Origin of the sequence: Solwaraspora sp. WMMD792, assembly GCF_029626105.1 — a bacterium.
Lineage (GTDB): Bacteria > Actinomycetota > Actinomycetes > Mycobacteriales > Micromonosporaceae > Micromonospora_E.
In genome coordinates, this window is record NZ_JARUBH010000009.1 from 691,698 (window position 1) to 716,938 (window position 25,241).

Sequence of the window (25,241 nt, forward strand, 5' to 3'; positions counted from 1 at the left end):
CGGCGCCGCAGTGGCCCCGCACCGCGGGGCCGACCGGCGATTGGCGACCAGCGTCAAGGACGGTGCGATGACGACGACCGAGCCACAAGTCAGTACGGACCAGCCAGCCGACGCCACTCCGGCCGCGGCCGCGCTGGAGCAGGCGCTGTTCGAGGTCAAACGGGTGATCGTCGGGCAGGACCGGCTGGTCGAGCGGCTGCTCACCGCGTTGCTCGCCAACGGACACTGCCTGCTGGAGGGCGTACCGGGGATCGCCAAGACCCTCGCGGCGCAGACCCTCGCGGTCGCCGTCGGCGGCAGCTTCTCCCGGATCCAGTTCACCCCCGACCTGGTGCCCTCCGACATCGTCGGCACCCGGATCTACCGGGCGTCGACCGAGTCGTTCGACGTCGAGCTCGGACCGGTGATGGCCAACCTGGTGCTCGCCGACGAGATCAACCGGGCGCCGGCCAAGGTGCAGTCGGCGCTGCTCGAGGCGATGGCCGAGCGGCAGGTCTCGATCGGCGGCCGCAGCTACCCGGTGCCGGACCCGTTCCTGGTGCTGGCCACCCAGAACCCGATCGAGTCCGAGGGGGTCTACCAGCTTCCGGAGGCGCAACGGGACCGGTTCCTGATGAAGGTCGTGGTCGACTACCCGACCGACGAGGAGGAGCTCGGCATCCTCTACCGGATGGGGGTGGACCGTCCGCAGCCCCGCCAGGTGCTGGACGCGGCCACCCTGTGCACCATGCAGCAGCAGGCCCGGGAGGTGTTCGTCCATCACGCGCTCGCCGAGTACATCGTCCGGCTGGTGCTGGCCACCCGCCGCCCGCAACTGTTCGGGCTGCCGGAGCTGACCGGGCTGCTGGCGTACGGTGCCAGCCCGCGCGCCACCCTCGGCCTGGTCGCCGCCGCCCGGGGCCTGGCGTTGCTGCGCGGCCGCGACTACGTGCTGCCCGAGGACGTCCGGGAACTCGCCACCGACGTGCTCGCCCACCGGCTGGTGCTCTCCTTCGACGCGGTCGCGGACGGCGTCGACGCCGGGTCGATCGTCCGCCGGCTGATCCAGGTGGTCCCGCCGCCGCGGATCGCGCCGGCCCACGACCAGCGACCCGGACTGGCGGCTGTCGCGTGACCGGCGACGGCCCGCTCGGTCCGGCCACCCTGCCGGAGCTGACCCCACCGGAGACGCTGCGCCGGCTGGAGCTGACCGTCACCCGGCGGCTCGACGGCCTGCTGCACGGCCAGCACCTGGGCCTGCTGCCCGGTGCCGGCAGCGAACCCGCCGGCAGCCGGGAGTACCGGCCCGGTGAGGACGAGGTACGCCGGATGGACTGGGCGGTCACCGCCCGGACCACCGTGCCGCACGTCCGCGAGGTCGACGCCGACCGGGAGCTGACCTGCTGGCTGCTGGTCGACGGGACGGCCAGCATGGACTTCGGCACCGGCGAGCTGGAGAAGCGGGAACTGGCGGTGGCGGCGGTCGCCGCGGTCGGCTTCCTGACCGCCGGCACCGGCAATGCGGTCGGGGCGCAGCTGATCGGGGCGGGCGGCGTTCGCCGGTTTCCGGCCCGGACCGGCCGGGACCATCTGCTGCATCTGCTCCGTGCGATGCTCGCGGCGCCCCGGGTACCGGCCGGCGGGTCCGGCCGGGACGCGCCGCCGCCGCTGGCCGACGGGATCGACGGGATCCGGCGGGCGGCCACCCGGCGCGGGTTGGCGGTGGTGGTCTCCGACTTCCTCGACGGACTGCCGGACGACCCGGCCGGCCGGCCGGACTGGGAACGGTCGCTGCGCCGGCTCGCCGCCGGGCACCAGGTGCTGGCGATCGAGGTGACCGACCCCCGGGAACTCGACCTGCCCGACGTCGGGGTGATCACCGTCGAGGACCCGGAGACCGGCCGCCGCCGGGAGATCAGCACCGCCAGCCAGGACCTGCGGCGACGGTACGCCGAGGCCGCCGCCGAACAGCGTGGCCAGGTGGCCGGGGCGATCCGCCGGGCCGGCGCGGCCCATCTGGCGCTGCGCACCGACCGGGACTGGGTGGCCGACATCGTCCGGCACGTGCACCGCCAACGGCAACTGGCCGGCTGCCCACCGGCCCGTCCCGCCCCGGTACCGGCAGGAGGACTCTGATGACCTGGCAGTCCCCGGAGCGGCTGTGGCTGCTCGCCGCGGTTGCCGCGCTGGCCGGCGGTTACCTGCTGATGCAACGGCGCGGTGCCCGGTACGCGGTCCGGTTCACCAACCTGCGGCTGCTGGACCGGGTGGCACCGCAGCGTCCGGCCTGGCGTCGGCATCTGCCGGCCGGGCTGTTCCTGGCGATGCTGGCGCTGCTGGTGGCCGGGTTCGCCCGGCCGATGGACGAGGTCCGGGTGCCCCGGGAACGGGCCACGGTGATGGTGGCGGTGGACGTGTCCACCTCGATGCTGGCCAACGACGTACGACCGGACCGGCTCAGCGCGGCCAAACGGTCGGCGCACGAGTTCGTCGACGACCTGCCGGCGCAGTTCAACGTCGGCCTGGTGGCGTTCGCCGGCAACGCCTCGGTGCTGGTCGGGCCGGGCACCGACCGGGAGGCGCTGGGCGCCGGCATCGACCGGCTCGCCGAGGGGATCACCGGGGCCCAGGGCACCGCCATCGGCGAGGCGATCAAGACGTCGTTGGAGGCGATCCGGTCGCTGGACGCGCAGGCCGCCGAGGAGGTCCCGCCGGCCCGGATCGTGCTGCTGTCCGACGGGGCGAACACCTCCGGGCGGTCGCCGGAGTCGGCGGCGGCCGAGGCGGTGGAGGCCGGGATCCCGATCGACACCATTTCGGTCGGGACCGCCGCCGGATACATCGACTACGGCGGCGGCCGGCCGCTGCGGGTGCCGGTGGACGGCGAGAACCTCGAAGCGGTGGCCGAGTTGACCGGCGGCGCCTACCACGAGGCGGCCAGCAGCAGCCAGTTGAGCGCGGTCTACGCCGACATCGGCACCTCGGTCGGCTACCGGCTGGAGCTGGCCGACGTGTCGGCCCGGTTCATCGGATTCGGGCTACTGCTCGCCGTGGCCGCCGCCGGGACCTCGCTGTTGTGGTTCTCCCGGTTGCCCTGACCCGCGCCCGACCCGCGCCTGACCCGCGCCCGACCCGCGTCACCCCCGCGCCAGACCCGACCTGGACCTGTGGAGGAGGAGCCCAATGACTGTGCCTACCGGGTTGGGCGAGCCGCGTGGCCCGTGGTTCGTCTCGCCGGACGCGGACCGTTGGCCGGGGCTGGACGGCTCCGCCGTACCGCCGGCACCGAGCCCGCCGCGACGGTGGCGTCGCCGGCTGCTGACCGTCGCCGCGGTGCTCACCCTGTCGGCGGCGTCCGGCGGGCTGGCCGGCGCGGTGGTCGCCGGCTGGGGCGGCGACGCGGGACAGCCGGCGACTTTGCCGTCGCCGTCGGCCACCCCCGGGGTGTCGCCGGATCTGGTGGCGGCGGCGGCCAAGGTGCTGCCCGGCGTGGTGTCGGTCCAGGTCGAACGGGGCAGCATGATCTCCGGTGGGTCCGGCTTCGCGATCGACGACCAGCATCACATCATCACCAACGACCACATCCTGGACGGCGACAGCGAACCGGGGACTCCGCTCAACGGCCACCAGGTCAGCGTCGTCGCCCAGGACGGTCGGCGGATCGTCGCCGAGGTGGTCGGCCGGGACCCGGGCAGCGACATCGCGGTGCTGCGGGTGCCGTCGTCCGCCGGTCTTCGTCCGCTGGCCCTGGCCCAGCCCGGCGCCACCCAGGTCGGCGAGTCGGTCCTGGCGGTCGGCTCCCCGCTCGGCCTGTCCGGCACGGTCACCGCCGGGATCGTCAGCGCCCTGGACCGTGAGGTGATGCTCGGCAACGGCGGGCGGCAGACCGCGGTGCAGACCGACGCGTCGATCAACCCCGGCAACTCGGGTGGGCCGCTGGTCAACGTCGACGGCGAGGTGATCGGGGTGAACACCGCCATCGCCACGTTGGAGGGTGTCGGGTCGATCGGCATCGGCTTCGCCATCCCGATCCACCGGGCCGAACAGACGGCCGACGAGATCATCCGGCGGGGCGGCTGACCACCGCCCAGGTGGTCGGCGCCGAGGGCGGCGGTACTGTCGGATGATGGCGGCAGGCGAGATGCGGGTCACCGACTCGGTGGTGATCCCGGCGGGCGAGTTGACCGAGCGGTTCTCCCGTTCGTCCGGACCCGGCGGCCAGGGCGTCAACACGGCGGACTCGCGGGTCGAGCTGTCGTTCGACGTCGCCGGCTCGGCCGCGCTGCCGGCGTGGCTGCGCCAGCGGGCGGTGCAGCGGCTGGCCAACCGGCTGGTCGGCGGGGTGTTGACGGTCACCGCCAGCGAGCACCGCAACCAGTTGGCGAACCGGGCCGCGGCCCGGGACCGGTTGTCCGCACTGCTGCGCGAGGCGATCGCGCCGCCGGCACCGCCGCGTCGGCCGACCCGGCCGTCCCGGGCGGCGAAGGAACGGCGGATCAGCGACAAGAAACGCCGGGCGCAGACGAAGCGTCTGCGCCGCGGCGATCCTGACTGACCAGGTACGCGACCCGGTCAGCTATTCGGCCCGGTCAGCACCAGCAGGCGTTGGCCCAGCTGTCGGTGGACCAGAAGTGCGAGCCCCAGTCGCCCGGCGTCCACGATCCGGTGGACCAGAAGTGGCTCGACCAGGCGGGGTCCACCCACGACCCGGAGCCGTCCCAGGACGGCGAGGTCCAGACCGCGCCACCCCAGGTGCGACTGGCCCAGGAGGTGCCGGTCCAGCCGTCCGCGGCCATCCGGTGGCCCAGCCAGACGCCGCCGGTCCAGGCGGTCCGGGCCGCGGACTGGCTGGCCCAGGCCGGGCTGCTGAACGGGCCGAAGATGCTCTGCTCGCCCTGCAGTGTCACGTTGTTGCGGACCACTCTGCTGGTGCCCCGGGACGCGTCGATCGGGCCGCGGCCGTCGGACCTGGTCCACTGCTGCGGCTGCCACACCGGGGTGTAGGTCAGCGCCGCGTTCAGGTTGATGCTGCGTAGGCCGAGGTTCGCGCCCCCGCCGGTGGGCAGGAAGGTACCGCTCTCCACCAGCACCTGTTTGACCTCGTCGGCGGTGAGCCACGGCTTGGCCTGCAGCAGCAGCGCGGCGACGGCCGAGGTGACCGCGACCGCCTGCGAGGTGCCGGTGCCCCGGAACAGGGTGCTGCCGACCCGGGCGCCGGGATAACGGTTGTCGACGTTGGACCCTGGGTTGCGCAGCGACAGTACCGATTCGCCGGGGGCCAGCAGATCCAGTTGCCGGCCGGCCGTGGCGAGGTTGGTGAACGGCGCGAGTTCGTCGTCGGCGGTGGTCAGCGTGCCCTTGGTCAGACTGGCGCCGACCGTGATGACGTACGGGTTGGTCGCCGGATTGTCCAGCCGACCGAACCCGTTGCCGTCGTTGCCGGCGGCCGCCACGACCACGATCCCGGCGTGCCATGCCTGTTCGACGGCGAAGTGCAGCGGATCGGTCCAGAAGGCCGGGTTGCCGGCGGAGCCGTACGCCAGGTTCAGTACCCGGATCGGATGGGTGGGGTCGTGGTTGCGGTTGGCGACGACCCAGTCGACCGCCGCGATGACCTGTGAGACGTCGACCGCGCCGTTGGCCGTACCGACCTTGACCGAGGTCAGTTTCGCCTTCGGCGCCAGCCCGCGCGCGCCGCTGGTCGGATCGTCGCCGATCAGTACGCCGGCGAGGTGGGTGCCGTGCCCGTAGGTGTCGAGCCAGCGCAGATTCGTCGCCTGGGACTCGAAGGACAGGTCCGGGCCGTTGACCAGCCGGTTCGCCGGTAGGCCGGGGACCGGTACCACCCCGGTGTCGATCATCGCAATGCCGATCCCGGTGCCGTCCAGCGCCGCCGTCGCCGGGGTGTTCGCACCGACGATGCTGCGCACGTCGGCCAGCGAGGTGCCCTGGCCGATGCCGGGGGAGCCGTTCCACAGGCTGGCGAAGCCCCCGGCTGGTACACCGGCCGGTGCGCCGGCCGGCCGCGCCGCCGGCCCGCCGGCCACGGTGGCGGCGAGCACCACGACCGTCGACAGTGCAGCGATTTGTTTTCGGTATCCGCGCTGTTCGCGTACAGCGCTTATCGTCGGCACCGGTGCGATCCTCCTGACGAATAACAAGATCATGGCTACCGGTGGGTCCATCCGATAGGGACGCGTCCCCGGCACCACGGTGGACATGTTACGTAGCAGAAACCTCTCGGGTGAGAACGAACATCCTCCTATCGTGCAGGACGTGCGTCGGGCCGGTGGACTCCCATGCCCGGTGACTGACGGATAGCATCCAATTCGGTGGTGCCGTACACAGAGGGCACCCGTTAACCATGCCGACACGCCCGTCGGCCCACCAGGTCGCGGCAGGCGGGTCCGGTGACCCGGCACGCCGGTGGTGACGAGGGCGGTGAGACGTACGACGTGGCGGCGACCGATCCGGTCACGGGAGCCCGTCAGCGCGCATCCCTTGAGCCATTCCTCAGACGCCAGTTGAGCCGGGCGGGGCACCCCTGTGGGGTGTTCCTGTTCGACGTCGACTTCTTCAAGACCGTCAACGACGTCTACGGCCACCTGCGTGGCGACCGGGTGCTCCGCCAGCTCGCCGAGCGGGTCCGCGCCACCTGCCGGCCGCAGGACGTGCTGTTCCGGTACGGCGGCGACGAGTTCGTCGTCGTACTGCCGCAGACCGGACGCACCGAGGCGGTCCGGCTCGCCCTGCGGCTGACCGAACGGATCCGCAACACCGAGTTCTCCGGCGACCCGCCGCTGCATCTGACGGTCAGCCTCGGGGTGGCGACCGCACCCGCCGACGGCACCACCGCCGAGCACCTGCTGGACCACGCCGACCGACGCAACTACCTCGCCAAACGGCGGGGGCGCGACAGCGCGGTCGCCGACGACGTGGAAATCGCCGACGACACCGGATCCCGGCTGTGGGAACGCGACGAGGCGCTGCGCCGTACCCACGAGTTCCTGACCCGGCTGCAGGTGACCGGCCGTGGCTCGGCCCGAATCCACGGGCAGCGCGGTGCCGGGCACACCCGTTTCCTCGCCGAGACCGCCCGGCTGGCCGCGTTGCGCGGGTTCGCCGTGGTCACGGTGCCACCCGAGCCGGAGCCGCTGCCGCTGCCGGTCTTCGCCGACCAGGTTCTGCTGATCGCCGACCTCGCCGCCGTCGACCGGGTCCCACAGTTGCTGCGGGTCTGGTCCCGCCCGAGTCTGCTGCCCGCCGTGCTCGGGCTGGTGCAGGCCAGCACCGAAACGGCCCGGCCGGCCCGGCCGCCCGGACCCGTCGGTGCCGGCGAACCGGTCACGGTGACCGGTCCCGGCCCGCTGCCCGGTGTCGGTCCGGGTGGGGTGCACCTGCCGGAGCTGGAGCAGATCGAGCTGACCCCGTGGTCGCCGGCGACGACCCGGATCTGGTTGCGGACCGCGCTGCGCGGCGAGCCCAGCCGGACCCTGGTGAACTGGTTCGTCCGGCAGACCGGTGGGCTACCGGCCGCCGCCGACCGGGAGCTCGACCGGGTGCGTAGCCGCCGTGGTCTGGTCGGTTCCGGCACCGGCGGCTGGACGTTGAGCCCGGACCTGCTCGGCCGGCCACGGCGCCGGGTGCGGCTGCCGGCCCCGCTGACCCCGCTGATCGGCCGGGACCGCGACGTCGCCCGGATCGACGCGCTACTGGCGACCAGCCGGCTGGTCACTCTCGTCGGGGCCGGCGGGATCGGCAAGACCCGGCTGTCGCTGTCGGTGGCCGCCAGCCTCGCGGCCCGGTTCGACGACGGGGTGTGCTTCGTGGCGCTGGCCGCCAGCCGCACCGCGACGGAGGTGCTCACCGCGGTCGCCGCCGCGCTGGACGTGCCGGTGCGTGCCGGACAGGCGGTGCTGGACGCGGTGGTCGACCACACCGCGGACACCGAGTTGCTGCTGGTGCTGGACAACCTGGAACAGGCGCTGGCCGCCGGCCCGCCGTTGGGTCAGCTGCTGGCCGCCGCCGGTCGCGTTCGGGTGCTGGCCACCAGCCGGGAGCCGCTGGGTATCTACGGCGAACAGGTCTACCGGGTGCCGCCGCTGCCGCTGCCCCGGCTCGACGACCTGCCGCGCGGGGCGTCGGCCGCCGCCCGCGCGGTGGCGCAGCATCCGGCGATCGCCCTGTTCGACCAGCTCGCCCGGACGGCCGACGCGGACTTCAGGCTGACCGCCGACGCGCTACCGGCGGTCGCCGAGCTGTGCCGGAGGCTGGACGGCCTGCCGCTGGCGATCGAGCTGGCCGCCGCGCGTACCGACCAGTTGAGCCCGGCGGCGCTGTTGGACCGGCTCGGCCCGCATCTGGACCTGCTCGGCCCCGGGCCACGCGACCGGCCGGCCCGCCAGCGGACCCTGCACGGCACCGTCGACTGGAGTTTCGGCCTGCTGGAGCCCGCGCACCGGGACGTCTTCACCGCGGCGGCCGTCTTCACCGCCGAGCCGACGGCAGCTGCCGTGGCCGCCGTCGCCGGGCTGGGGCCGGTGGCCGGGGCAGGGCCGGTGGCCGGCGCCGGGTCCTCGGCCGTCGACGACGTCGCCGAAGCGTTGGAGGCGCTGGTCCGCAAGAGCCTGGTGGTGGCGGTGACCGGGCGGTCCGGCACCCGCCGGTACGCGATGCTGAACACCATCCAGACCCGGGCCCGGCAACTGTGCACCGCCGGGCAGCGGGCCCGGCAGCTGCGCAACCATCTGACGTACTGCGCCGGGCTGGCGGACCGGGCGGCCGCCGGAATGGCCGGGCCGGAGCAGAGCCGCTGGGCCGACGAGCTCGACCAGGAATACCCGGACCTGCGGGCCGCGCTGGAGCATGCACTCGCCACCGACGACCTGGCCACCGCGACTCGGCTGTGCCTCGGGTTGTGGCGGTACTGGCGCAACGGCAACCAGATCCGTGACGGCCGACAGTGGCTCGACCGGCTGCTCTCCGCCCCTGCCGGGTTGGCCGTGGAGCACCGCCGCCGACTGCTCTATCCGGCGGCGGTACTGGCCGCCACCCAGGACGACACCGCCACCGCCGCCCGACTCGGTGGGGAGTGCCTGCGCCTCACCGAGCAGGCCGGCGACGCCGAAGGCGTCGCGCAGGCCCGCAACATCCTCGGCGTCGCGGCGATGCTCGCTGGCCGGTACGACGAGGCCGGCGAACACTTCCGGTACGGCCTGGAGGTGTGGCGCGAGCTTGGGGCGAAGCCCGGCATGGCGATCGCGCTCGGCAACCTCGCCAAGGTCTGTCTGCGGGCCGGCGACATCGCCGACGCCGACTGGCACATCAACCAGTGCCTGGCGCTGGAGCGGGAGGCCGGCAACAGTCGTGGCGTACTGCTCGGGTTGACCTGTCTGGCCGAGATCCTGCTCGCCCGGCCGGACCCGGCCGGCGCGGCCGCCGTGGCCCGGGAAGCGCTCGACCTGGCCACCGGGCTGGGGGACCTGTTCGGCGAGGCAGTCGCGCTGCACCATCTCGGGCAGTGCGAGCTGGCCGGCGGGGACCGGCCGGCCGCGCTGCGGTTGTTCGTCGCGGCCCTGGAACGGCGGTTCGAGCTGGGGGACCGGGCGGACCTGTCCACCTCGTTGGAGACGGTGGCGGAGGTGACCGTCGACGACGATCCGGCCCTGGCGGTACGGATCCTCGCCGCGGTCGACTCGCTGCGGTACCGGTTCGGTCTGGTCGCGCCGGTGGCGGTGCAGCAGCGGCGGGACGCGGCACTGGCCGCCGCCCGGCGCGCGTTGAGCGGTGACTCGTTCGACGCCGCCTGGTACACGGGTGTGGCCACCCCGCTGGACCTGGTCGTCGACCAGGCACTGGACTGCGCACCGGAGGGACCCCGGGACCCGGCCACGGTGCTAGGGTCCCGGGGGTGATCGAAGCAGCTGTCCACCTTGCCGCCCAACCCCGTCTCGACACCCTGGTCACCGAGTGGCGTTCCGAGGCGCAGCGGCTGCGTACCGACTATGCCGGCACCGCGTGGCTCGGTGACCGTCCGGCGGACGACACCGGCCTGGCCGGCCCCGACTACACCCGCCGCGGCGTGGACGTGCAGCTGTTCCTGCCGGACACCCACTGGTACGCGGTCGACGCCCTGGACGACGTGGAGATCCAGGTGACCGGCGGGCTGGTGCAGGTGGCCGCCACCGCCCGGCAGACCCAGGGGCTGGTCGGCGCGCTCGCCGCACCGACGGTGGACTTCTTCGAGCACCCCGAGGGCGAGCCCGGTGTCGGGATCTGCCTGTCCCTGCGCGGCGAGATCTGGTCCAACCTGGGGCTGTCCTACCGGGTGAGTGTGCTCTGCCGGCCGGACGCGGTACTGCGGGCCGGCGGGCGGGCCGACGACGAGCCGGCCGACGACGAGCCGGTCGACGGGGACTGACCGGGTCGGCCTACCCGGGTCGGCCTACCCGGGTCGGCCTACCCGGGTCGGCCTACGCTGGTCGGGTGGTGACCGACACCCTGCTCGACCGGGCCACCTGGACCCGGCGCCGCGACGCGCACGCCGAGCGCGTCGACCGGCTGGTGGGCGGGCACCTGGAGCGCCGCCGCCGGGGCGAGTCTCATCCGGTCGCGGACTTTCTGTTCACCTACTACGCGTACCGGCCGGCGCAGCTGCGTCGCTGGCATCCGGGGGCGGGGGTGCGGCTCGCCGACACCGAGCCGGCGCAGTGGGGCCGGGACTACCGGGCGGTCCCGTGTGGTGACGGGGTGGCGGTCACGGTGGACACCGCCGGGCTGCTGGCCCGGCGCGGCGAGTTCGTGACCTGGGTACGGGACCTGCTGGCCCGTACCGCGACCCGGCCGGCGCACCTGGGCTGCTTCGGCCTGCACGAGTGGGCGATGGTCTACCGGCAGCCCGCCGACGAGGTCCGGCACCACCGGTGGCCGCTGCGGATGAGTCCGGCCGGCATCGCCGAGTTCGTCGACGGTCAGCGGATCCGGTGCAGCCATTTCGACGCGTACCGATTCTTCACCCCAGCGGCGCGGTCGCTGAACCTGCTCTCCCCGCAGCGCTCCAACCAGGCCGACTTCGAACAACCGGGCTGCCTGCATGCCAACATGGATCTGTACAAGTGGTCCTTTCGGTTGAGTCCGCTGGTCCCCGGCGAGCTGGTGGTGGACTGCTTCGAGTTGGCCCGTGACATCCGGGACCTGGACATGCGGGCCAGTCCGTACGACCTGCGGGAACTGGGCTATCCGCCGGTGCGGATCGAGACCGCGGCGGGTCGGGCCGAGTACGCGACGATGCAGCGGGATTTCGCCGAGCGGGCTGCGGTACTGCGGGGCCGCCTGTTGCGGTTTATCGCCCGATTCGATGGGTTTGGTCAGCTGAACCAGCCGAGCTGACATTTCCGACTCACCATCAGCTTTCTGTGCCAATCGTGGCCGCCTGCTGACTGCTGCCCTAATTCAGTCAACTCCAATGGTTGACCGGACCTAGACGTTCAACTAATCTCAAGCGCAGCAACAAGCTAGAACGTCAGGTGGAAGTCAAGGAGCGGCCCAGCGAACGGCTCCCGGGCCGACAAGGAGGTGCGCGATGTTGGCGGAACTGTCGACGTCCTGGGATGCCACCCAGGACTACGACCTGGACATCGACGTGGACGGGCTGGACCTCGGGCCACTCACCGTCACCGCGATGCGGGACTCGGTGGCACTGCCCGAGACCGGAGCGTCCTCGGCCGGCGACGGCGGTCGGGCCTCCTGCTCCTGCTGCTACGTCACCTGATCCACCGGGCGCCACCGTCGGCGCCGGTCACCGACGTCCTCGCCGACCGCGAGGCGAACCTCTCCCGAAAGGTGCATCACATGTCCGACGAAATCATCGACGTCGAAGACCTCGAGCTGGACGAGCTGTCGGTCAGCTCCATCCGCGACTCGGCCGCGCTGCCCGAGACCGGTGCCTCCTCCGGCTCGTCGAGCTGCAGCTCCAGCTCCTGCTGCGGCGCCAGCTCGTGCTGCGCCTCCTGCGCCGAGGTCGAGCAGTCGGCGCTCTGACACCACCGACCGCCCCGACCGAGGGCACCACCGGCAGTGTCAGGGATTGCCGGTAGCCGAGGCCGGGCGAATCACGTCAGTTCGATCGAGCGGAGGGGGCGCGGTGCGCCCCCTCCGCCCGTCACATGCCCAAGGAGTGCTCGTGGAAGTCTTCGCCCGTCTCGACAGTGTCACCAAGACGTACGGCAAGGTGGTCGCGCTCGACGCGGTCTCCCTCGTGGTGCCCGCCGGGGTCACCGCCGTGCTCGGCCCCAACGGTGCCGGCAAGTCCACCATGATCGAAATCCTCGCTGGTCTGCGCCGCCCCGGCTCGGGTCGGGTCGAGGTGCTCGGCGGGGACCCCGCCGACGTACGGATCAAGGGCCGCCTCGGCCTCACCCCGCAGCGCACCGCCCTGCCCTGGCGGCTCACCGTCGCCGAGACCCTCGCCCTGGTCGCCGCCCACTACCCGGACCCGGTGCCCCGCGCCGACCTGGTCGAGCAACTCGGCCTCGGCCCGTTCCTGACCAAGCGGTGCGGCAGCCTCTCCGGCGGCCAGCGCCGCCGGGTCGCCCTGGCCACCGCCCTGGTCGGCCGCCCCGAACTGCTCTTCCTCGACGAGCCGACCACCGGCCTGGACGCCGACAGCCGCGACGGACTGTGGACGGCGATCGCCGCCGTCGCCGCCGCCGGCAGCGCGGTGCTGCTCACCACCCACGACATGGCCGAGGCCGAACACCTCGCCGAACAGGTCGTGGTGGTCACCGGCGGGCAGATCGCCCGCACCGGTGCGGTGACCGAGGTGGTCGCCGAGGTCGGGCTGCACCTGGTCGACATCGAAGTGACCGGCGCGCTGCCGCCGATCGCCGTCTCCGGCCCCGCCGACCGGGTGGAGACCGTCGGCAACCGGACCCACATCTACACCGCCGACCCGGACGCCACCGTCCGGGCACTGGTCCGCGCCGAGGTGCCGTTCACCGGAATCCGGGTCGAGCGGGTCGGCCTGGAGGAAGCGATCCGCACGATCAGCCGGTCCACCGACCCGGGTGCCGTCACCCGGCCCGGGATCCGCGTTGCCGAGAAGGTGGCCTGACATGCGCTACGTCCTGCTGCACGCCCGCGCGCACGCCCTCGACACGCTGCGGATGCCCGCCTACTGGGCCCCCGCGCTGGGCTTCCCGCTGGTCTTCTTCCTACTGTTCGGGCTGGTCAACGCCAACCGCTTCGCTGACCTCGGGCTGGGCAGCGAGTACGCGATCACCCCGTTCCTGCTCTACACCACGCTCAACGTCACGGTCGCCTCGCTCGCCGCCGGCGTCGCCGCCGACCGGGAGAACCCGTGGGAACAGCGGCTGCGGCTGCTGCCGCTGTCCCCGCTGACCCGGTTCGCCGGCCGGCTGGTCTACGTCCTCGGCTTCAACGTGGTCAGCTGGATTCCGCTGCTGGTCGTCGCCGCTTTCACCACCGACCTGCGGCTGCCGCTGGCTGCCTGGCCGGTCTGGCTCGGCGCGGTGGTGCTCGGCGCCGTCCCGTTCGGCCTGCTCGGCATGGCGATCGGCTACCGGTTCGCCCCGCAGCCGGCGATGATGCTGGCCAACCTGCTGTTCATGCTGCTGGCGTTCTTCGGTGGGCTGTTCGTGCCGATCGACTTCCTGCCGTCGGCGCTGCACGCCGTGGTGCCGTACGTGCCCACCTACCAGTACCAGTACTTCGTGCTGGCGCTGATCGACCGGGCCGACCATCTGATCGGGCCGAGCTGGATCGCCTTCCTGCTGCTGGGCTGGACGGCCCTGTTCGCCCTGCTCGCCCGCGCCGCGTTCCGGCGCGACGAGGGGGTGCGGTACGGATGAGCGAGGCCGCCGTCGTCCCGGCCACCGCCGACCGGCGGCCGGCGACCGACCCCACCCTGGCACCGTACGCGCTGGTCCGGCTGGCCGCGTTGCCGTACCCGCCGACCCCGGACGGTGCCCGCGAGTTCCGTGCCGCGCTGCGCCGGCTGGTCGAACTGCGGTCGCGGATCACCGAGCTGGCCCCCCGGCTCGCCGACGCGCTCTACGCCAGCGCCGACGGGCACCCGGCCGACTTCCACCGCAAGGCGGTGCTGCCGCTGCGCCGCGACGTGCACAACGGACGGCTGCCCCGGCCGGACCGGGTCGCCGAACTCGGCGGCCTGCTCGACCGGGTGCCCGACCTGCCGGCCTGGCTGGCCGTCATGCGCGAGGCCGCGCAGGTGCGCGCCGAACTCGGTGAGCTGGCCACCGGCGCGCTCGGCGCGGAACGCGCCGCGCTCGCCGAGGTCTGCGCCGCCGAACCACTGCGCCGCGCGGTCACCCTCACCGGCGCCGACCTGCTTCGCGGGATCGACCGGGCGGCCGCCAGCGGGGCCAACCCGGACAGCCGGGCCCGCAAGTCCGAACCCAACGCGCTGCGGTACGCGCTGCGGGCCACCGCGAAGACCAGCCCGCTGTCCTGGTTCACCTACGTCGCCTGGGGCAACTGGACCGGGGCGTCAGAACCGGCCGGCGGTGCGGCACCGGCCGCTGGTGCCGCACCGGCTGACGGCGCCGGGGTCCCAGCCGGTGACGGGGACCCGATGGCCTCGGCCGGCGGGCAGCCGGTGGCCGTCGCCCAGGCCAACCGGACGCTGCTGGCCCGGCTGCTCGCCGCGGTGATCGCCGACCCCGGGTTGCGGGACACGGTGCCGCACCGGCTGGCCGCCGCGATCACCGTCACCGGCGACCAGTTGACGTTCCGTCGGGACCGCCCGGTGCAGGGCGTCGACCGGGTCATCTCGGTGTTGGAGGAGGAGGTGTCGCTGGCCTGCACCGGACCGCTGCGGCTGCTGCTCGACCGGACCCAGGCCGCCGGGCCGGCCGGCATCACCCCCGGCGACCTGGTCGCCGAACTGGCCCGCCGGCTGCCCGGCGGTCCGCCGCGGACCACCGCCGCCGCGACCCGCTACGTCGGGCAGGTGCTCGACGCCGGGCTGCTGCTCGCCGTCGAGCCCGTCGACCCGCAGGACCCGCAGGCCGTCCGGCACCTCGCCGACTGGCTGGACCGGCACCACCGCGGCGAGCTGGCCGACCTGCTCACCGCGATCGACGAGCAGACCAGCGGCTTCGGAGCCGTTGCGGCCGGTGACCGGGCCGCCGCCCTGGGCCGGCTGCGCGACACCTGGCGGTCGGCGTACCAGGCGGCGGGGTTGCCCTGGTACGACGCGCCGGTGCTGGCCGAGGACGTGGCGCTGCGGGAACCGGTCCGGCTGGACCGGCGCTACGGGCGGGCCGCCGCCGACCGGCTGCCCCGGCTGGCCGGGCTGGTCGAGCTGTTCGACCAGTACCTGCCGCTGCGTCGGCTGGTCCGGGACCGCTTCGTCGCCCGGTACGGCGTCGGTGGACGCTGCGAGCGCGCCGCCGACTTCTCCACCGAGATGAGCCAGGTGTGGCGGGCGTACAACCTGGTCTCGCCGTCCGGGGTGATCAACCCCGACCCCGAGTTCGCCGACCTGGTCACCCCGGCGCTGCGGGAGCTGGCCGACACCCGGGCCGGGCTGCTGGCGCGGATCCGGGCGGCGGCGCCGGCCGACGCGGCCGAGTTCACCCTGCCCGAGGAGATCGTCCGGGACGCCGCCGCCGCGCTGCCCGACTGGGTCAGCGCGCGGCCCGCCTCGTACGCGTTCTTCGTCCAGCCGGCCCGCCGCGACCGCGACGACCTGCTGGTGCTCAACCACGTGTACGCCGGCTGGGGCCGGTTCACCAGCCGGTTCCTGGACCTGGTGGCGCCGCAGGCGAAGACGCAGCTGGCTGCGCAGATCCGGGCCGCCGCCGGGCGGCACGCCCAGGTGGCCCAGTTCCGCCCGGTCACCGGATTCAACGCCAACCTGCACCCGTTGCTGGTCGACCACGAGGTGGGCGAGGACGGCCGGTGGGCCGACCTGCTCGCCGACCGGGTCGGGCTGCGCCACGACCCGGTCACCGACCAGGTGCGGCTGGTCCGCGACGACACCGGAGCCGACCTGGACGTGCTCTACCTCGGGTTCCTCGTGCCGTTCGTGATGCCGGACCGGACCGTACCGCTGCACTTCGACCTCAGCAGCGGACTGGTCGGCCCCGGCCTGCTGGCCCCGACCGGCGAGCTGGCCGGTGCCCGGCACCGGACCCGGCTGCGCTACCACGACCTGGTGCTCAGCCGGCGGTCCTGGACGTTGCCGACCGACGCCGCCGGGCGGCTGCGCGCCGACCTGGACGGCGACGGCGACGTGCCGTTCGACGCGGTCAGCAGCTGGCGGGCCCGGCTCGGCCTGCCCGCCGAGGTGTTCGTCGCCGCCGCCGGTGTCGACGTGCGCGGCGGCCCGGACGACTACCAGCGCTACCTGTCGCTGCCCAAACCGCAGTACGTCGACCTGGACAACGCTCTGCACCTGCGGAACCTGCCCCGGCTGCTGGGCCGCCACGAGGGACCGGTGCGGATCGAGGAGGCGCTGCCGGTGCCGGGGACCGGCAGCCCGCACGGGCGGGTCGTCGAGCTGGTCGCCGAAACCTATCGGAAGGGGTGGGGCGGCCATGACTGACGCCCTCGACATCGTCAGCTACTACTATTCGCCGACCAAGCTGCCGCTGCTGCGCTCGGCGGTGCTGCCGGCCGCCCGGTGGGCCGCCGAGCAGGGGGTCGCCGTACACCTGGAACGGCACTGGCTGCACGGCCCGCACCTGCGGATCCGGCTGGCCCGCCGCGACCAGGCCGATCCGGCGGACCTGGCGGTGGTCGCCGCCGCGGTCGCCCACCGGCTGCGCGGGCACCTCGCCGAGTGGCCCAGCACCGAGCAGATCAGCGTCGCCGACCTGCTGGCGCAGGCCGAACAGGCCGGCCGGATCGAACTGGTGCCGCCGCCGTACCAGCCGATCCACCCGGACAACACGGTCCGCGTCGAGCCGGTGGACGACACCGCGATGGCCACCCTGTTCGGCTCAGCTGAGGCCGTCGAGTGCCGCGCCGAGCTGCTGCGCCTCGGGGTGCCGGCGGTCAGCGCCGCCGCCGACCGGTTGGCCGCCGCCGGTGACAGCGCTGCCGCCCGGGTACGTACCTGCCTGACCGCGATGGCGCTGCACGCCAGCCGCTACCCGCTCGGGCTCGGCAACGGTCACCAGTCGTTCCTGTCGCACCTGGAGGAGTTCCTGGTGCTCAACGACCCGGACGGCCGGGTACGGGCGGCGTTCGACGCCCAGTGGCGGCGCTCCGCAGACTCGGCGACCGCCCTGGTCGCCCGGCTGGCCGCCCCGACGGACGCGCCGGAGCCGGAGTCGGGTGCCGGTCCGGCGGCGTCGGGGCTGGACCCGGCCGAACGCGGGTGGGAACAGTGGACGGTGTCCGCCGCCGAGGTGACCGGGGCCGCGTACCAGCGTGGTGAACTGCCCCGGGTGCCGGCGTTCAGCTACCTCGACCGGGCCGAGCAGATCGGCGACCCGGACACGGTACGCCGCTGGCATCCGGACCGGACCGAGTACAGCGAGTACCACCAGTTGCTGCGGCAGATCGATTTCGACCGGGTCCCGTACGAGCGGGAGTTCGTCACCTACCGGTTCGCCACCAACGTGCTGTACCTGCTGCTCGGTCTGCTGGACGTCCGGCCGACCGAGCGCTATCTGGCCGCCTACCTGCTGAGCCGGGCGGCGGAGCGGATCACCGGGATCACCTGGCAGGAACGGATCAACGGCTACCTGACCAGGCTGGCCGCGACCGCGCAGGAGGTGGCGTGATGAGCCCGCGACCCTCGACCGCCGAAGCCGGTCCTGTCGTGACCGTTCCTGCCGAAGCCGGTCCCGCTGCGCCGTCGGCGGCGGAGATCGTCGTGCGGCTGCGGCCGGTGGTGTTCGCCACCCCGACCGCCACCGGGGTGCACGTGCGCGGCTGGTCGTCGAGCTTCACCGTCAGCGGCGGCGCCGGGGTGTGGAAGGTGTGGCAGGTCCTCGCCCGGCACCTGGCCGGTGGGCTGACCCCGCAGCGGCTGGCGCAGCCGGCCGGGCGGCCCGAGGTGGACCGGGTCATCCGACTGCTCCTCGACCAGCTGCGGGAACACGACATGCTGGTCGAGGTGCCGGCCGGCTGGGGCGACCGGGAGGAACCGGATCTGCCGCCGGCCGACCTGGCCCGCTGGCTGGAGTCGGTGGCCGCCGACCCGGCGGCGGCTTGGCAGCGGCTGCGGTCGACCACGGTCACCGTCGCCGGCACCGGTCCGGTGGCGACGTCGGCGGCCCGCACGCTGACCGGCGCCGGCCTGGCCGTCGACCCGGTCGGCGGCACCGCTTTGGACACCGTGGTACGGGCCGGCGAGGCGGCGGTCGCGGCCCGCTGCCTGCCGGAGATCGGGTACGTGACCCCGGTGGCCACGCCGGACCAGGCGCTGGCCCACGGCGCGGCGGTCGCGGCCCGACTGTCCCGCGCGCCCGGCTCGGCGCTTGCGGATGCGCCCGGTCCGGTCCGGGCCGAGGCGGCCGGCCCGGCGCCTGCGGATGCGTCGGTGACACCGGCGCTGGCCGCGCTGATCGGGGCCGCCGCGGCGCACCGCATCGTCTGTGCCGTCGCCGGTCTGCCCGACCCGGCCGAGGAGGCGGCCACCCTGCCCGGTGGCGAACCGGCCGCCCCCGGGCCGTACTACCCGTCGGTCCTGGTCGCCCGGCTCGACCCGGTCCGGGCCACGTACCACCCGTGGCTGCCGGCGGCCCGGGTGCCGCTGCCCGGTGCGCCGTCCGACATCGACGCGGTCGGGCTGCGGCTGGAAGCGTTGAGCGATCCGGAGCTCGGCGTACTGCCGCCTGCGGTCCCCGGCGACCTGCCGCAACTGCCGGCGATGCTGGCCCTGGCCGGCCCGGCGCTGGGTGTCGCGGCCACCGCCGACGCCGCCCGGGTCGACGCCACCCTGCGGTACGCCGAGACCGTCCTCGGTCTCGGCGCACCGCGCGGCGACGGCGATGCGCGGGACGCCGGTGCCGAGGACGGTGCTGGGTCAGCGGCCAGCTGGACGGAGACGGCCGCGATCGGCGTCGACGCCCGGCACGCCAGCGGGGCGGCGCTGCGCCGGCTGGTGCACGCCGTGCACAGCCGGCTCGACACCGACCCGGTGCCGGAGGCCGAGTGGGCCGGCGAACCGGCGGCGCGCCGCTGGTGGAAGGCGCTCACCCTGCGGTTCGCCGTACCGGCGCGGGTGGTGGCCCGCCGATTGCCGGCCGGCGCGGTACACGCCGAGATCGTCACCGACGCCGGGCCGCTGGCCTGGGCGGTGGAGGCCACCGCCGCCGACGCGGTGGCGATGGCGGCGCTGGCCGCCACCGGCGTCGCCCAGGCCCGGGCCGCCGGCGTCGAGGTGCCGGCCGGGCCGGCGAGCCTGACCGGCGCGGCGCCGACCTGGCGGCCGGCCGACCAGCACCTGGCACCGTGGACGGACGACAGCTGGTACTGGCCGGCCGGGGTGATCGACAACGAGGAGCGGTTGCAGACGGCGCTGCGGGCCGCGCTCACCGCCGACGGCGCGACCCTGACCGTACGACCGGTGGTGCCGGTCACCGCCGACACCGGTCCCGCCGATGCGGGTCACGACGCCGACCTCGACGCCGACTCGGTCGTCCACGCGCTGGCCGTCACCGGCTTCGCGTCGCAGGGCTTTCGGTGGACGGTGGCTGCCACCGGCACCGCCGTGGACGTCACCGATGCCACCGATGTCACCGGGACCACTGTGGGCACCACCGCCACCGCGAGCCGAGGAGCCTAACCATGTCGACCCGTACCGTTGCGACCCCGACCGACGATCTCGCGGCGGCGCTGGCCGCCGCCGGTCACCCGGCCGTCCCGGTGCTGGACGCGGTGGCGGCGCTGGACGCCGCGACGGCGCTGGACGCGGTGGCGGCGCTGGACGCCGAGACGGTGCCAGGCGGCACCAGCGGTCGGACCGCGGTCGTCCTGCTTGACCACTGGACCCCGGCACTTGCCGCGCAGCTGAGCCGCCGGGCCTGGGAGACCGCCGCGACGGTCGTCCCGGTCCGCCTCGACGGCGGCCTGGTGCTGGTCGGCCCGGTGCTGCGGCCGAGAGCCGGCACCTGCCTGGCCTGCGCCGAGCAGGCCCGGCTGCGGGTGTTCGGGCCGGGCGTGCCGAGCCGGGACCCGCAGCTGCGGCAGGGCGGCGTCATCCCGCCGAGCCTGCTGCCGATGGTGGCCGGCGCGGTCGGCGACGCGCTGACCGACCCGGGCCGGTTGGACGCGACGGTAGTGGCGATCCGCACTGACCACGCCACCGTCAGCAGCCACCGGGTCCGGCCCCGCCGGCAGGGCTGCCGGATCTGCCGGCCGGTGCCGTTGGACACCCCACACGGTGCCGAGGTGCCGCTGACCGCCGCGCCGACCAGCGACCCGTACTCGCTGCGCGGCGACAACCCACGGACCAGCCGGGCCGCGTTGCGCGCCGAACTGTTCGACTGGCGGCACGGGCCGGTCGCCCACATGATCCGTACCGAACGGTCGCCGATGGCGCTGAGCACCAGCGAACTGTCCAGCGACACGGCGGTCCGCGAGGCCGGCTACGGCCGGGCGCGCAACTTCGCTGAGTCGGAGCGGATCGCCCTGTTCGAGGCGGTCGAGCGGGCCACCGGGATGCGGCCGCACCGGCGGCGTACCGCCGTCGAAGCGGCCTTCGCCGACCTCGGCCCGGACCGGGCGGTCGACCCGGCCCGGCTCGGCCTGCACGACCCGGCGCACTACGACCACCCGGCGTTCCGGATGGTGCCGTACACACCGCAGACCCGGGTGCGCTGGGTGCACGGCTGGTCACTGGACCGTCGCCGCCCGGTGCTGGTGCCCGAGCACGTCGCCTACTGGGGGCTGCACCGCAGCGACGGCCCCCGGTTCCTCTATGAGAGCTCGAACGGCTGCGGGCTGGGCAACAGCGCCGTCGAAGCCGCGCTGTACGGCATGTACGAGGTCGCCGAACGGGACGCGTTCCTGATGGCCTGGTATGCGCGGACCCCGCTGCGGCCGGTCGCCGTACCCGACGACGACCCGGTGCTGCCGCACCTGGTCGACCGGCTCGACACGGTCGGCTACGACCTGCTGTTCTTCGACGCCACCAACGACCTCGGGGTGCCGACCGTGCTGGCCCTGGTGCTGCACCGCGACCCGACCAGCGGCGCCCCGCAGGCGTTCTTCGCCGCCGGCGCCCACCCGGACCCCCGGTCGGCGCTGCGGTCGGCGGCGGCCGAGGCGGTGGTCGACGTGTTCAGTCTGCCCGAGGTGTCCCGCAACAAACCCGGCCATCTGGACTCGGACCGGCTGCAGGCGATGTTCGACGACCCCCGGCTGGTCACCGGCCTGGAGGAGCACGTCGCGGTGAACACCCTGCCGCAGGCCCGACAGCGGTACGAGTTCCTGCTCACCGGCGACGCGCCGGCGCACTGGCGGGACGTGTGGCCGGATCGACCGGCCCCGGTGACCGACCTCGCGGTGCTGCTCGGCGAGACCGTCGAGCGGTGGGCGGCACACGGCCTGGAGACGATCGTGGTGGACCAGACCGACCCGGCGACCCGGGACCGGCTGGGACTGCACTCGGCGAAGGTGATCGTCCCCGGCACGTTGCCGATGACGTTCGGCCACGTGCACCACCGCACCCGGGGCCTGGACCGGCTGCTGCGGGTCCCGGCCCAGCTGGGCCGGCTGCCGTCCGCACTTGACTACTCCGACCTGCCCCTCTACCCGCACCCGTTCCCGTGAGGTCGGCCATGTCGTCAAGCCAGTTCGCCGCGACGCTCGCGGAGGTGTACGCGCACGGCCCCGGCAAGGACGTCCGGCCCGCGTCGGCGCCGCCGTACCGTCGCCGGCCCACCGGTCCGGCCGTGCCGTTCGCCGAGCTGGCAGCGGTCGCCGGACCGACCGGTGCCCGGCTGGTCCGGACGCTCGGTACGGCGCTGGCGCCGCGCCGGTTCGAGCCGTGGAACGGCTTCAACGAGCACCGGGCGTACCCGTCGCCCCGGGCGGCGCACCTGGTCGACGTGCTGCTGCGGCGAGACGGTGCCGACTGGCTGGTCGATCCGGTCCGCGAACTGCTGTATCCGGCGTCCGCTGAGTCGCCCGTCGCAGCGCCGGACGGGCCGGTCGAGCTGGTGCTGCGGGAGCAGCCGACGCGGATGCCGGCCGGCTACGGCCGGCTCGCCGACGCGCTGGCCGCGCTGGAGGCCGGTCACGTCGCCGGCGCGCTCGCCGAGGCCGCCGCCGGCCACGGACTGCGGTACGCCGTCACCACTGCCACCACCACCGGCGGGCCATGGCTCACCGTCACGCTTGGACCGTCGACCGCCCCCACCTGGTCACGGCACCGGCTGCGGGCGGTACGCAGCTCCGGGCTGAGCCCACGCGGGTTCGGCGCGGACCCCCGGCCGCTGCCGGCGGAGGCGTTCGAGCGGCTGGTCGCCGCCGCGTACCGACCGCCGGCCGGGTCACCGGTGACCGGGGTGCGCCTGCGGCACACCCTCGCGGTCGGCAACGTCGCCGGCCGGGCGGCCGGCTGGTACCACCTCGACCCGGCCGCGACCGGGCGACCCGGGGCTGCTGCGCCGCAGCCGACCCGGCCGGGCGACGCGACCGGGCAGGTGCAGCGGGCGTACAGCTATCCGCGTACCGAGGTCGACGTCGCCGGCATGCCGCTGGCCTGGCTGGTCAGCGCCGACGTGCCGGCCGCCGTCCGCACCGGCGGCCCGGCGGCGTACCGACGGCTGCTGCACGCGGCCGGTGCCGCCGCCCAGCACGTCGGCACCGCCGCCGCCGAGGTCGGGCTGTTCTGCCGGCCGGTACGCGCGGTGCGGGAGGCCGCCGCCGAGGCGGCCGCCGGTCTGCCCGCCGGGCACGACCTGATCTACCTGTTGTTGATCGGCCGGTCACGGGTGCGTGACTTCGCCTACGACCTGAGCAACCCGGAGGTGTCGCCGTGACCGCACCGACCATCACCGTCACCACCACCCGCACCTGGGTGGGTCTGCACTGTTTCGCCTACTGGTCGCCGGCCGACCTGGACACCTTCCTGGCGGTGACCGTGGCGCCGCTGCTGGCCCGGCTGCGCGCCGACGGCGCGATCGCCGACTGGTTCTACATCCGCTACTGGGAGGGCGGGCCGCATCTGCGGATCCGAGTTCGGGACCCGCTGCCGGGCATCGGTGACCGGTTACGGGCGGAGCTGGCCGAACTCGCCGGCCAGGCACCGTACGAGGTGTTCACCATGGACAGTGGAAGCTACTACCGGCGGCTGGGCGGCAGCGCCGCCCGGTCGGCAGCCGGCTGGCACGACCACGGCGACGTCCGGGAGATCCCGTACCGGCCGGAGACCGCCCGGTACGGCGGACCGCAGGCGCTGCCGGTCGCCGAGGAGGTCTTCTGCCGGTCCAGCGAGATCGCCGCCCGGATCGTCGGCGCGGTCCCGCCCGGCCCGGCCCGGTTGTCCGTCGCCGCCGAGCTGGCCACCGCGACCGCCGCCGCGTTGGGCCTGGACGAGTTGGGTGCGGCCCGGTGGCTGCGCGGCCACGCCGCCGGTTGGCGGTGGCAGAACGAGGTGGCGATGCTGCCGGCCGCGGCGGTGCAGGGGCAGGCGGCCCGGGTGCTGGCCAGCCAGGGCGCCGCGCTGCGCCGCCGGTGGGACCGGACGGTGGCCCGGGTCGGCGCGCAGGGTACCGACGCCGCCGACCTGGCGGGGGATCGGTCGCCGGCCGGGTACTGGGCGCAGGTCGTCCGGGCCGCCCGCGACGCGTTGGAGGGGCCGGCCGCCGCCGGCCCGGCCGACCAGCGGTGGCGCTGGGTGTGGGGCTCCCAGCTGCACATGCTGTTCAACCGGCTGGGCATCCTGCCGGACGAGGAGCGGTCGGTGTGCTGGCTGGTCGCCGGGACGGCGCTGGCGCCGGGCGGGCCGACGGACTTCTTCGCCGACGGGGCGGCGGCCGCCGACCGCCGCTACCACGAGGCGAGCAAGTTTCTGCCGGGGATGTTGCAGACGCAGAGGCCGCGCGAGGCCGTCTCGGAACGGAGCGGGACCCCGTTCCGGTTCGGCGGCCGGCCGGTTCCTCTGCCCGCCGGGGACCCGCCGCGTGCCGCGCTCGCTGATGTGCTGCGCCGGCGGGTCTCCGGTCGGGGGCGGCTGACCGGGCCGGTCACCGCCGAGCAGCTGGGCACCCTGGTGTGGAGCGCGCACGGGGTGACCCATCGCAGCCAGGTGCCGCTGCCCAACGGGGAACTGTACGACTACGCCCACCGCCCGTACCCGAGCGCCGGCGCGGCGTACGCGGCGCGGATGCGGCTGATCGTGCGGGACGTCGACGGCGTCGCCCCCGGCGCGTACCACGTCGACGACCTCGACCGGCAGTTGTGGCGGCTCGGGCCGGCCCCGTCGGTGCCGGAGCTGGAGGCGTCGTCGATGTGGTTCGGGGCGGACGCCCTCGACGTCGGCGGGATCGAACTGGCCGAGGTGCCGGCGCTGCTGGGGCTCTACGTGCAGCTGGGTGAACTGCGGGAACGCTACGGGATGCGGGCGCTGCGGTTCGCGGTGGCGGAGGCGGGTCACCTGGCGCAGGCGCTGTCGATGGTGGCGGCGGCGAGCGGGCTGGCGCTCGGCATGATCGGCGGCTTCTACGACGACGTCGCCCACGAACTGCTCGGCCTGGACGGCATCGACGACGTGTTGGTCTACCTGCTGCCGGTCGGCCGTCTCCCGGGAGGTGCGCGGTGAGCCCCCGACCCGCAGACGGTGCCCGGCGTACGGACGGTGCAGCCCCCGACCGTCAGGGAACGTCGGGGGCTGTGTCCAGTGTGCCACGGCAACCGGGTTCTGCGCGACCGCCCGGCGGTACCGGTCCGCCGACCCCGGCGGTACGGGTGCTCGACGGTGTCAACCAGCTGCGTGCCGTCGCCGATCCGATCCGGCTGCGGGTGCTCGCGGTGCTCACCGCCGAGCCGGACCGTGCGCTGTCCGCCCGCCAACTGGCCCACCAGCTGGGCATCACGTTCAGCCTGATGCACTACCACCTGCGGGTGCTGTCCGAGGAGGGGATGATCCGGGTGGTCAACCAGCGGACCGACCAGGGCCGGGCGGAGCGGTACTTCCAGGCCGCGCAGTTGGCGCTGCGCTGGGACTTCCCACCGGCCGACCGGTCCGGTGACGACGCCGCGTCGGCGGACCGGCCGGGCGACGACGGGTCAGACGGGAAGCAGGCCCGGTGAGCAGC

The 25,241-nt window shown here is 74.4% G+C and carries 20 protein-coding genes; 19 read left to right on the forward strand and 1 reads right to left on the reverse strand.

Features of this window, described 5'->3' with window-relative positions; all coding sequences use genetic code 11:
• Positions 1 to 67: 67 nt before the first annotated feature.
• The 5 genes from O7629_RS04675 to arfB all read left to right on the forward strand — a co-directional run bounded on the left by O7629_RS04675 (position 68) and on the right by arfB (position 4,534).
• Positions 68 to 1,114, forward strand: coding sequence for a MoxR family ATPase (locus tag O7629_RS04675; RefSeq protein ID WP_278167712.1), 1,047 nt, complete (start codon positions 68 to 70; stop codon positions 1,112 to 1,114).
• The gene (locus O7629_RS04680; protein ID WP_278167713.1) at positions 1,111 to 2,115 is read left to right on the forward strand and encodes a DUF58 domain-containing protein; all 1,005 of its coding nucleotides are present in this window, start codon (positions 1,111 to 1,113) and stop codon (positions 2,113 to 2,115) included. The genes O7629_RS04675 and O7629_RS04680 overlap by 4 nt, the downstream gene beginning before the upstream one ends.
• Positions 2,115 to 3,077 carry a VWA domain-containing protein gene (locus tag O7629_RS04685; protein WP_278167714.1) on the forward strand — a complete coding sequence of 321 codons (963 nt, stop codon included), beginning with the start codon at positions 2,115 to 2,117 and terminating at the stop codon, positions 3,075 to 3,077. The genes O7629_RS04680 and O7629_RS04685 overlap by 1 nt, the downstream gene beginning before the upstream one ends.
• Positions 3,078 to 3,162: 85 nt before the next feature.
• Complete coding sequence (locus O7629_RS04690; RefSeq protein ID WP_278167715.1) at positions 3,163 to 4,059, forward strand: trypsin-like peptidase domain-containing protein; 897 nt, start codon at positions 3,163 to 3,165, stop codon at positions 4,057 to 4,059.
• 46 nt (positions 4,060 to 4,105) lie between these two features.
• Complete coding sequence (arfB, locus tag O7629_RS04695) at positions 4,106 to 4,534, forward strand: alternative ribosome rescue aminoacyl-tRNA hydrolase ArfB (RefSeq protein WP_278167716.1); 429 nt, start codon at positions 4,106 to 4,108, stop codon at positions 4,532 to 4,534.
• 34 nt (positions 4,535 to 4,568) lie between these two features.
• On the opposite strand, the gene O7629_RS04700 is transcribed toward arfB, so the two are convergent.
• The gene (locus tag O7629_RS04700) at positions 4,569 to 6,113 is read right to left on the reverse strand and encodes a S8 family serine peptidase (RefSeq protein ID WP_278167717.1); all 1,545 of its coding nucleotides are present in this window, start codon (positions 6,111 to 6,113) and stop codon (positions 4,569 to 4,571) included.
• Between the two features lie 276 nt (positions 6,114 to 6,389).
• On the opposite strand from O7629_RS04700, the gene O7629_RS04705 reads away from it, so the two are divergent.
• From O7629_RS04705 to O7629_RS04770, 14 genes are all read left to right on the forward strand, one after another.
• Entirely contained in the window at positions 6,390 to 9,893 is a 3,504-nt protein-coding gene (locus O7629_RS04705) for a diguanylate cyclase (RefSeq protein ID WP_278167718.1), read from the forward strand.
• On the forward strand, positions 9,890 to 10,399 hold the full coding sequence (locus O7629_RS04710) for a hypothetical protein (protein WP_278167719.1): 510 nt from the start codon (positions 9,890 to 9,892) through the stop codon (positions 10,397 to 10,399). Before O7629_RS04705 ends, O7629_RS04710 begins: the two co-directional genes overlap by 4 nt.
• A 65-nt stretch (positions 10,400 to 10,464) precedes the next feature.
• The gene (locus O7629_RS04715; RefSeq protein WP_278167720.1) at positions 10,465 to 11,367 is read left to right on the forward strand and encodes a 3-methyladenine DNA glycosylase; all 903 of its coding nucleotides are present in this window, start codon (positions 10,465 to 10,467) and stop codon (positions 11,365 to 11,367) included.
• A 193-nt stretch (positions 11,368 to 11,560) separates the two neighbouring features.
• Positions 11,561 to 11,749 carry a thiazolylpeptide-type bacteriocin gene (locus tag O7629_RS04720; protein ID WP_278167721.1) on the forward strand — a complete coding sequence of 63 codons (189 nt, stop codon included), beginning with the start codon at positions 11,561 to 11,563 and terminating at the stop codon, positions 11,747 to 11,749.
• Between the two features lie 80 nt (positions 11,750 to 11,829).
• The gene (locus tag O7629_RS04725) at positions 11,830 to 12,018 is read left to right on the forward strand and encodes a thiazolylpeptide-type bacteriocin (RefSeq protein ID WP_123600435.1); all 189 of its coding nucleotides are present in this window, start codon (positions 11,830 to 11,832) and stop codon (positions 12,016 to 12,018) included.
• A gap of 142 nt (positions 12,019 to 12,160) precedes the next feature.
• Positions 12,161 to 13,090 (forward strand): ABC transporter ATP-binding protein, encoded by a 930-nt coding sequence (locus O7629_RS04730; protein WP_278167722.1) that lies wholly within the window; start codon positions 12,161 to 12,163, stop codon positions 13,088 to 13,090.
• A gap of 1 nt (position 13,091) precedes the next feature.
• Positions 13,092 to 13,847, forward strand: coding sequence for an ABC transporter permease (locus O7629_RS04735; protein ID WP_278167723.1), 756 nt, complete (start codon positions 13,092 to 13,094; stop codon positions 13,845 to 13,847).
• Positions 13,844 to 16,567, forward strand: a complete 2,724-nt coding sequence (locus tag O7629_RS04740) for a lantibiotic dehydratase (protein ID WP_278167724.1) — start codon at positions 13,844 to 13,846, stop codon at positions 16,565 to 16,567. The genes O7629_RS04735 and O7629_RS04740 overlap by 4 nt, the downstream gene beginning before the upstream one ends.
• A complete protein-coding gene (locus tag O7629_RS04745) occupies positions 16,560 to 17,753 on the forward strand; it encodes a lantibiotic dehydratase C-terminal domain-containing protein (protein WP_278167725.1) in 1,194 nt (397 codons plus the stop codon). The genes O7629_RS04740 and O7629_RS04745 overlap by 8 nt, the downstream gene beginning before the upstream one ends.
• Positions 17,753 to 19,762, forward strand: a complete 2,010-nt coding sequence (locus tag O7629_RS04750) for a hypothetical protein (RefSeq protein WP_278167726.1) — start codon at positions 17,753 to 17,755, stop codon at positions 19,760 to 19,762. Before O7629_RS04745 ends, O7629_RS04750 begins: the two co-directional genes overlap by 1 nt.
• 2 nt (positions 19,763 to 19,764) lie before the next feature.
• Positions 19,765 to 21,750: a TOMM precursor leader peptide-binding protein gene (locus O7629_RS04755; RefSeq protein ID WP_278167727.1), complete on the forward strand. Its 1,986-nt coding sequence runs from the start codon at positions 19,765 to 19,767 to the stop codon at positions 21,748 to 21,750.
• A gap of 8 nt (positions 21,751 to 21,758) precedes the next feature.
• Entirely contained in the window at positions 21,759 to 22,964 is a 1,206-nt protein-coding gene (locus O7629_RS04760) for a nitroreductase family protein (RefSeq protein WP_278167729.1), read from the forward strand.
• Positions 22,961 to 24,745: a thiopeptide-type bacteriocin biosynthesis protein gene (locus O7629_RS04765; RefSeq protein WP_278167730.1), complete on the forward strand. Its 1,785-nt coding sequence runs from the start codon at positions 22,961 to 22,963 to the stop codon at positions 24,743 to 24,745. Before O7629_RS04760 ends, O7629_RS04765 begins: the two co-directional genes overlap by 4 nt.
• A gap of 146 nt (positions 24,746 to 24,891) precedes the next feature.
• Positions 24,892 to 25,236 carry a winged helix-turn-helix domain-containing protein gene (locus O7629_RS04770; RefSeq protein ID WP_278167731.1) on the forward strand — a complete coding sequence of 115 codons (345 nt, stop codon included), beginning with the start codon at positions 24,892 to 24,894 and terminating at the stop codon, positions 25,234 to 25,236.
• Positions 25,237 to 25,241: the final 5 nt, after the last annotated feature.

Bases quoted from the DNA above. Each gene is read 5' to 3' on its own strand.
- O7629_RS04675 (WP_278167712.1), top strand. From the start codon at position 68: ATGACGACGACCGAGCCACAAGTCAGTACGGACCAGCCAGCCGACGCC.
- O7629_RS04685 (WP_278167714.1), top strand. From the start codon at position 2,115: ATGACCTGGCAGTCCCCGGAGCGGCTGTGGCTGCTCGCCGCGGTTGCC.
- O7629_RS04690 (WP_278167715.1), top strand. From the start codon at position 3,163: ATGACTGTGCCTACCGGGTTGGGCGAGCCGCGTGGCCCGTGGTTCGTC.
- arfB (WP_278167716.1), top strand. From the start codon at position 4,106: ATGGCGGCAGGCGAGATGCGGGTCACCGACTCGGTGGTGATCCCGGCG.
- O7629_RS04720 (WP_278167721.1), top strand. From the start codon at position 11,561: ATGTTGGCGGAACTGTCGACGTCCTGGGATGCCACCCAGGACTACGAC.
- O7629_RS04725 (WP_123600435.1), top strand. From the start codon at position 11,830: ATGTCCGACGAAATCATCGACGTCGAAGACCTCGAGCTGGACGAGCTG.
- O7629_RS04735 (WP_278167723.1), top strand. From the start codon at position 13,092: ATGCGCTACGTCCTGCTGCACGCCCGCGCGCACGCCCTCGACACGCTG.
- O7629_RS04740 (WP_278167724.1), top strand. From the start codon at position 13,844: ATGAGCGAGGCCGCCGTCGTCCCGGCCACCGCCGACCGGCGGCCGGCG.
- O7629_RS04745 (WP_278167725.1), top strand. From the start codon at position 16,560: ATGACTGACGCCCTCGACATCGTCAGCTACTACTATTCGCCGACCAAG.
- O7629_RS04750 (WP_278167726.1), top strand. From the start codon at position 17,753: ATGAGCCCGCGACCCTCGACCGCCGAAGCCGGTCCTGTCGTGACCGTT.
- O7629_RS04755 (WP_278167727.1), top strand. From the start codon at position 19,765: ATGTCGACCCGTACCGTTGCGACCCCGACCGACGATCTCGCGGCGGCG.
- O7629_RS04760 (WP_278167729.1), top strand. From the start codon at position 21,759: ATGTCGTCAAGCCAGTTCGCCGCGACGCTCGCGGAGGTGTACGCGCAC.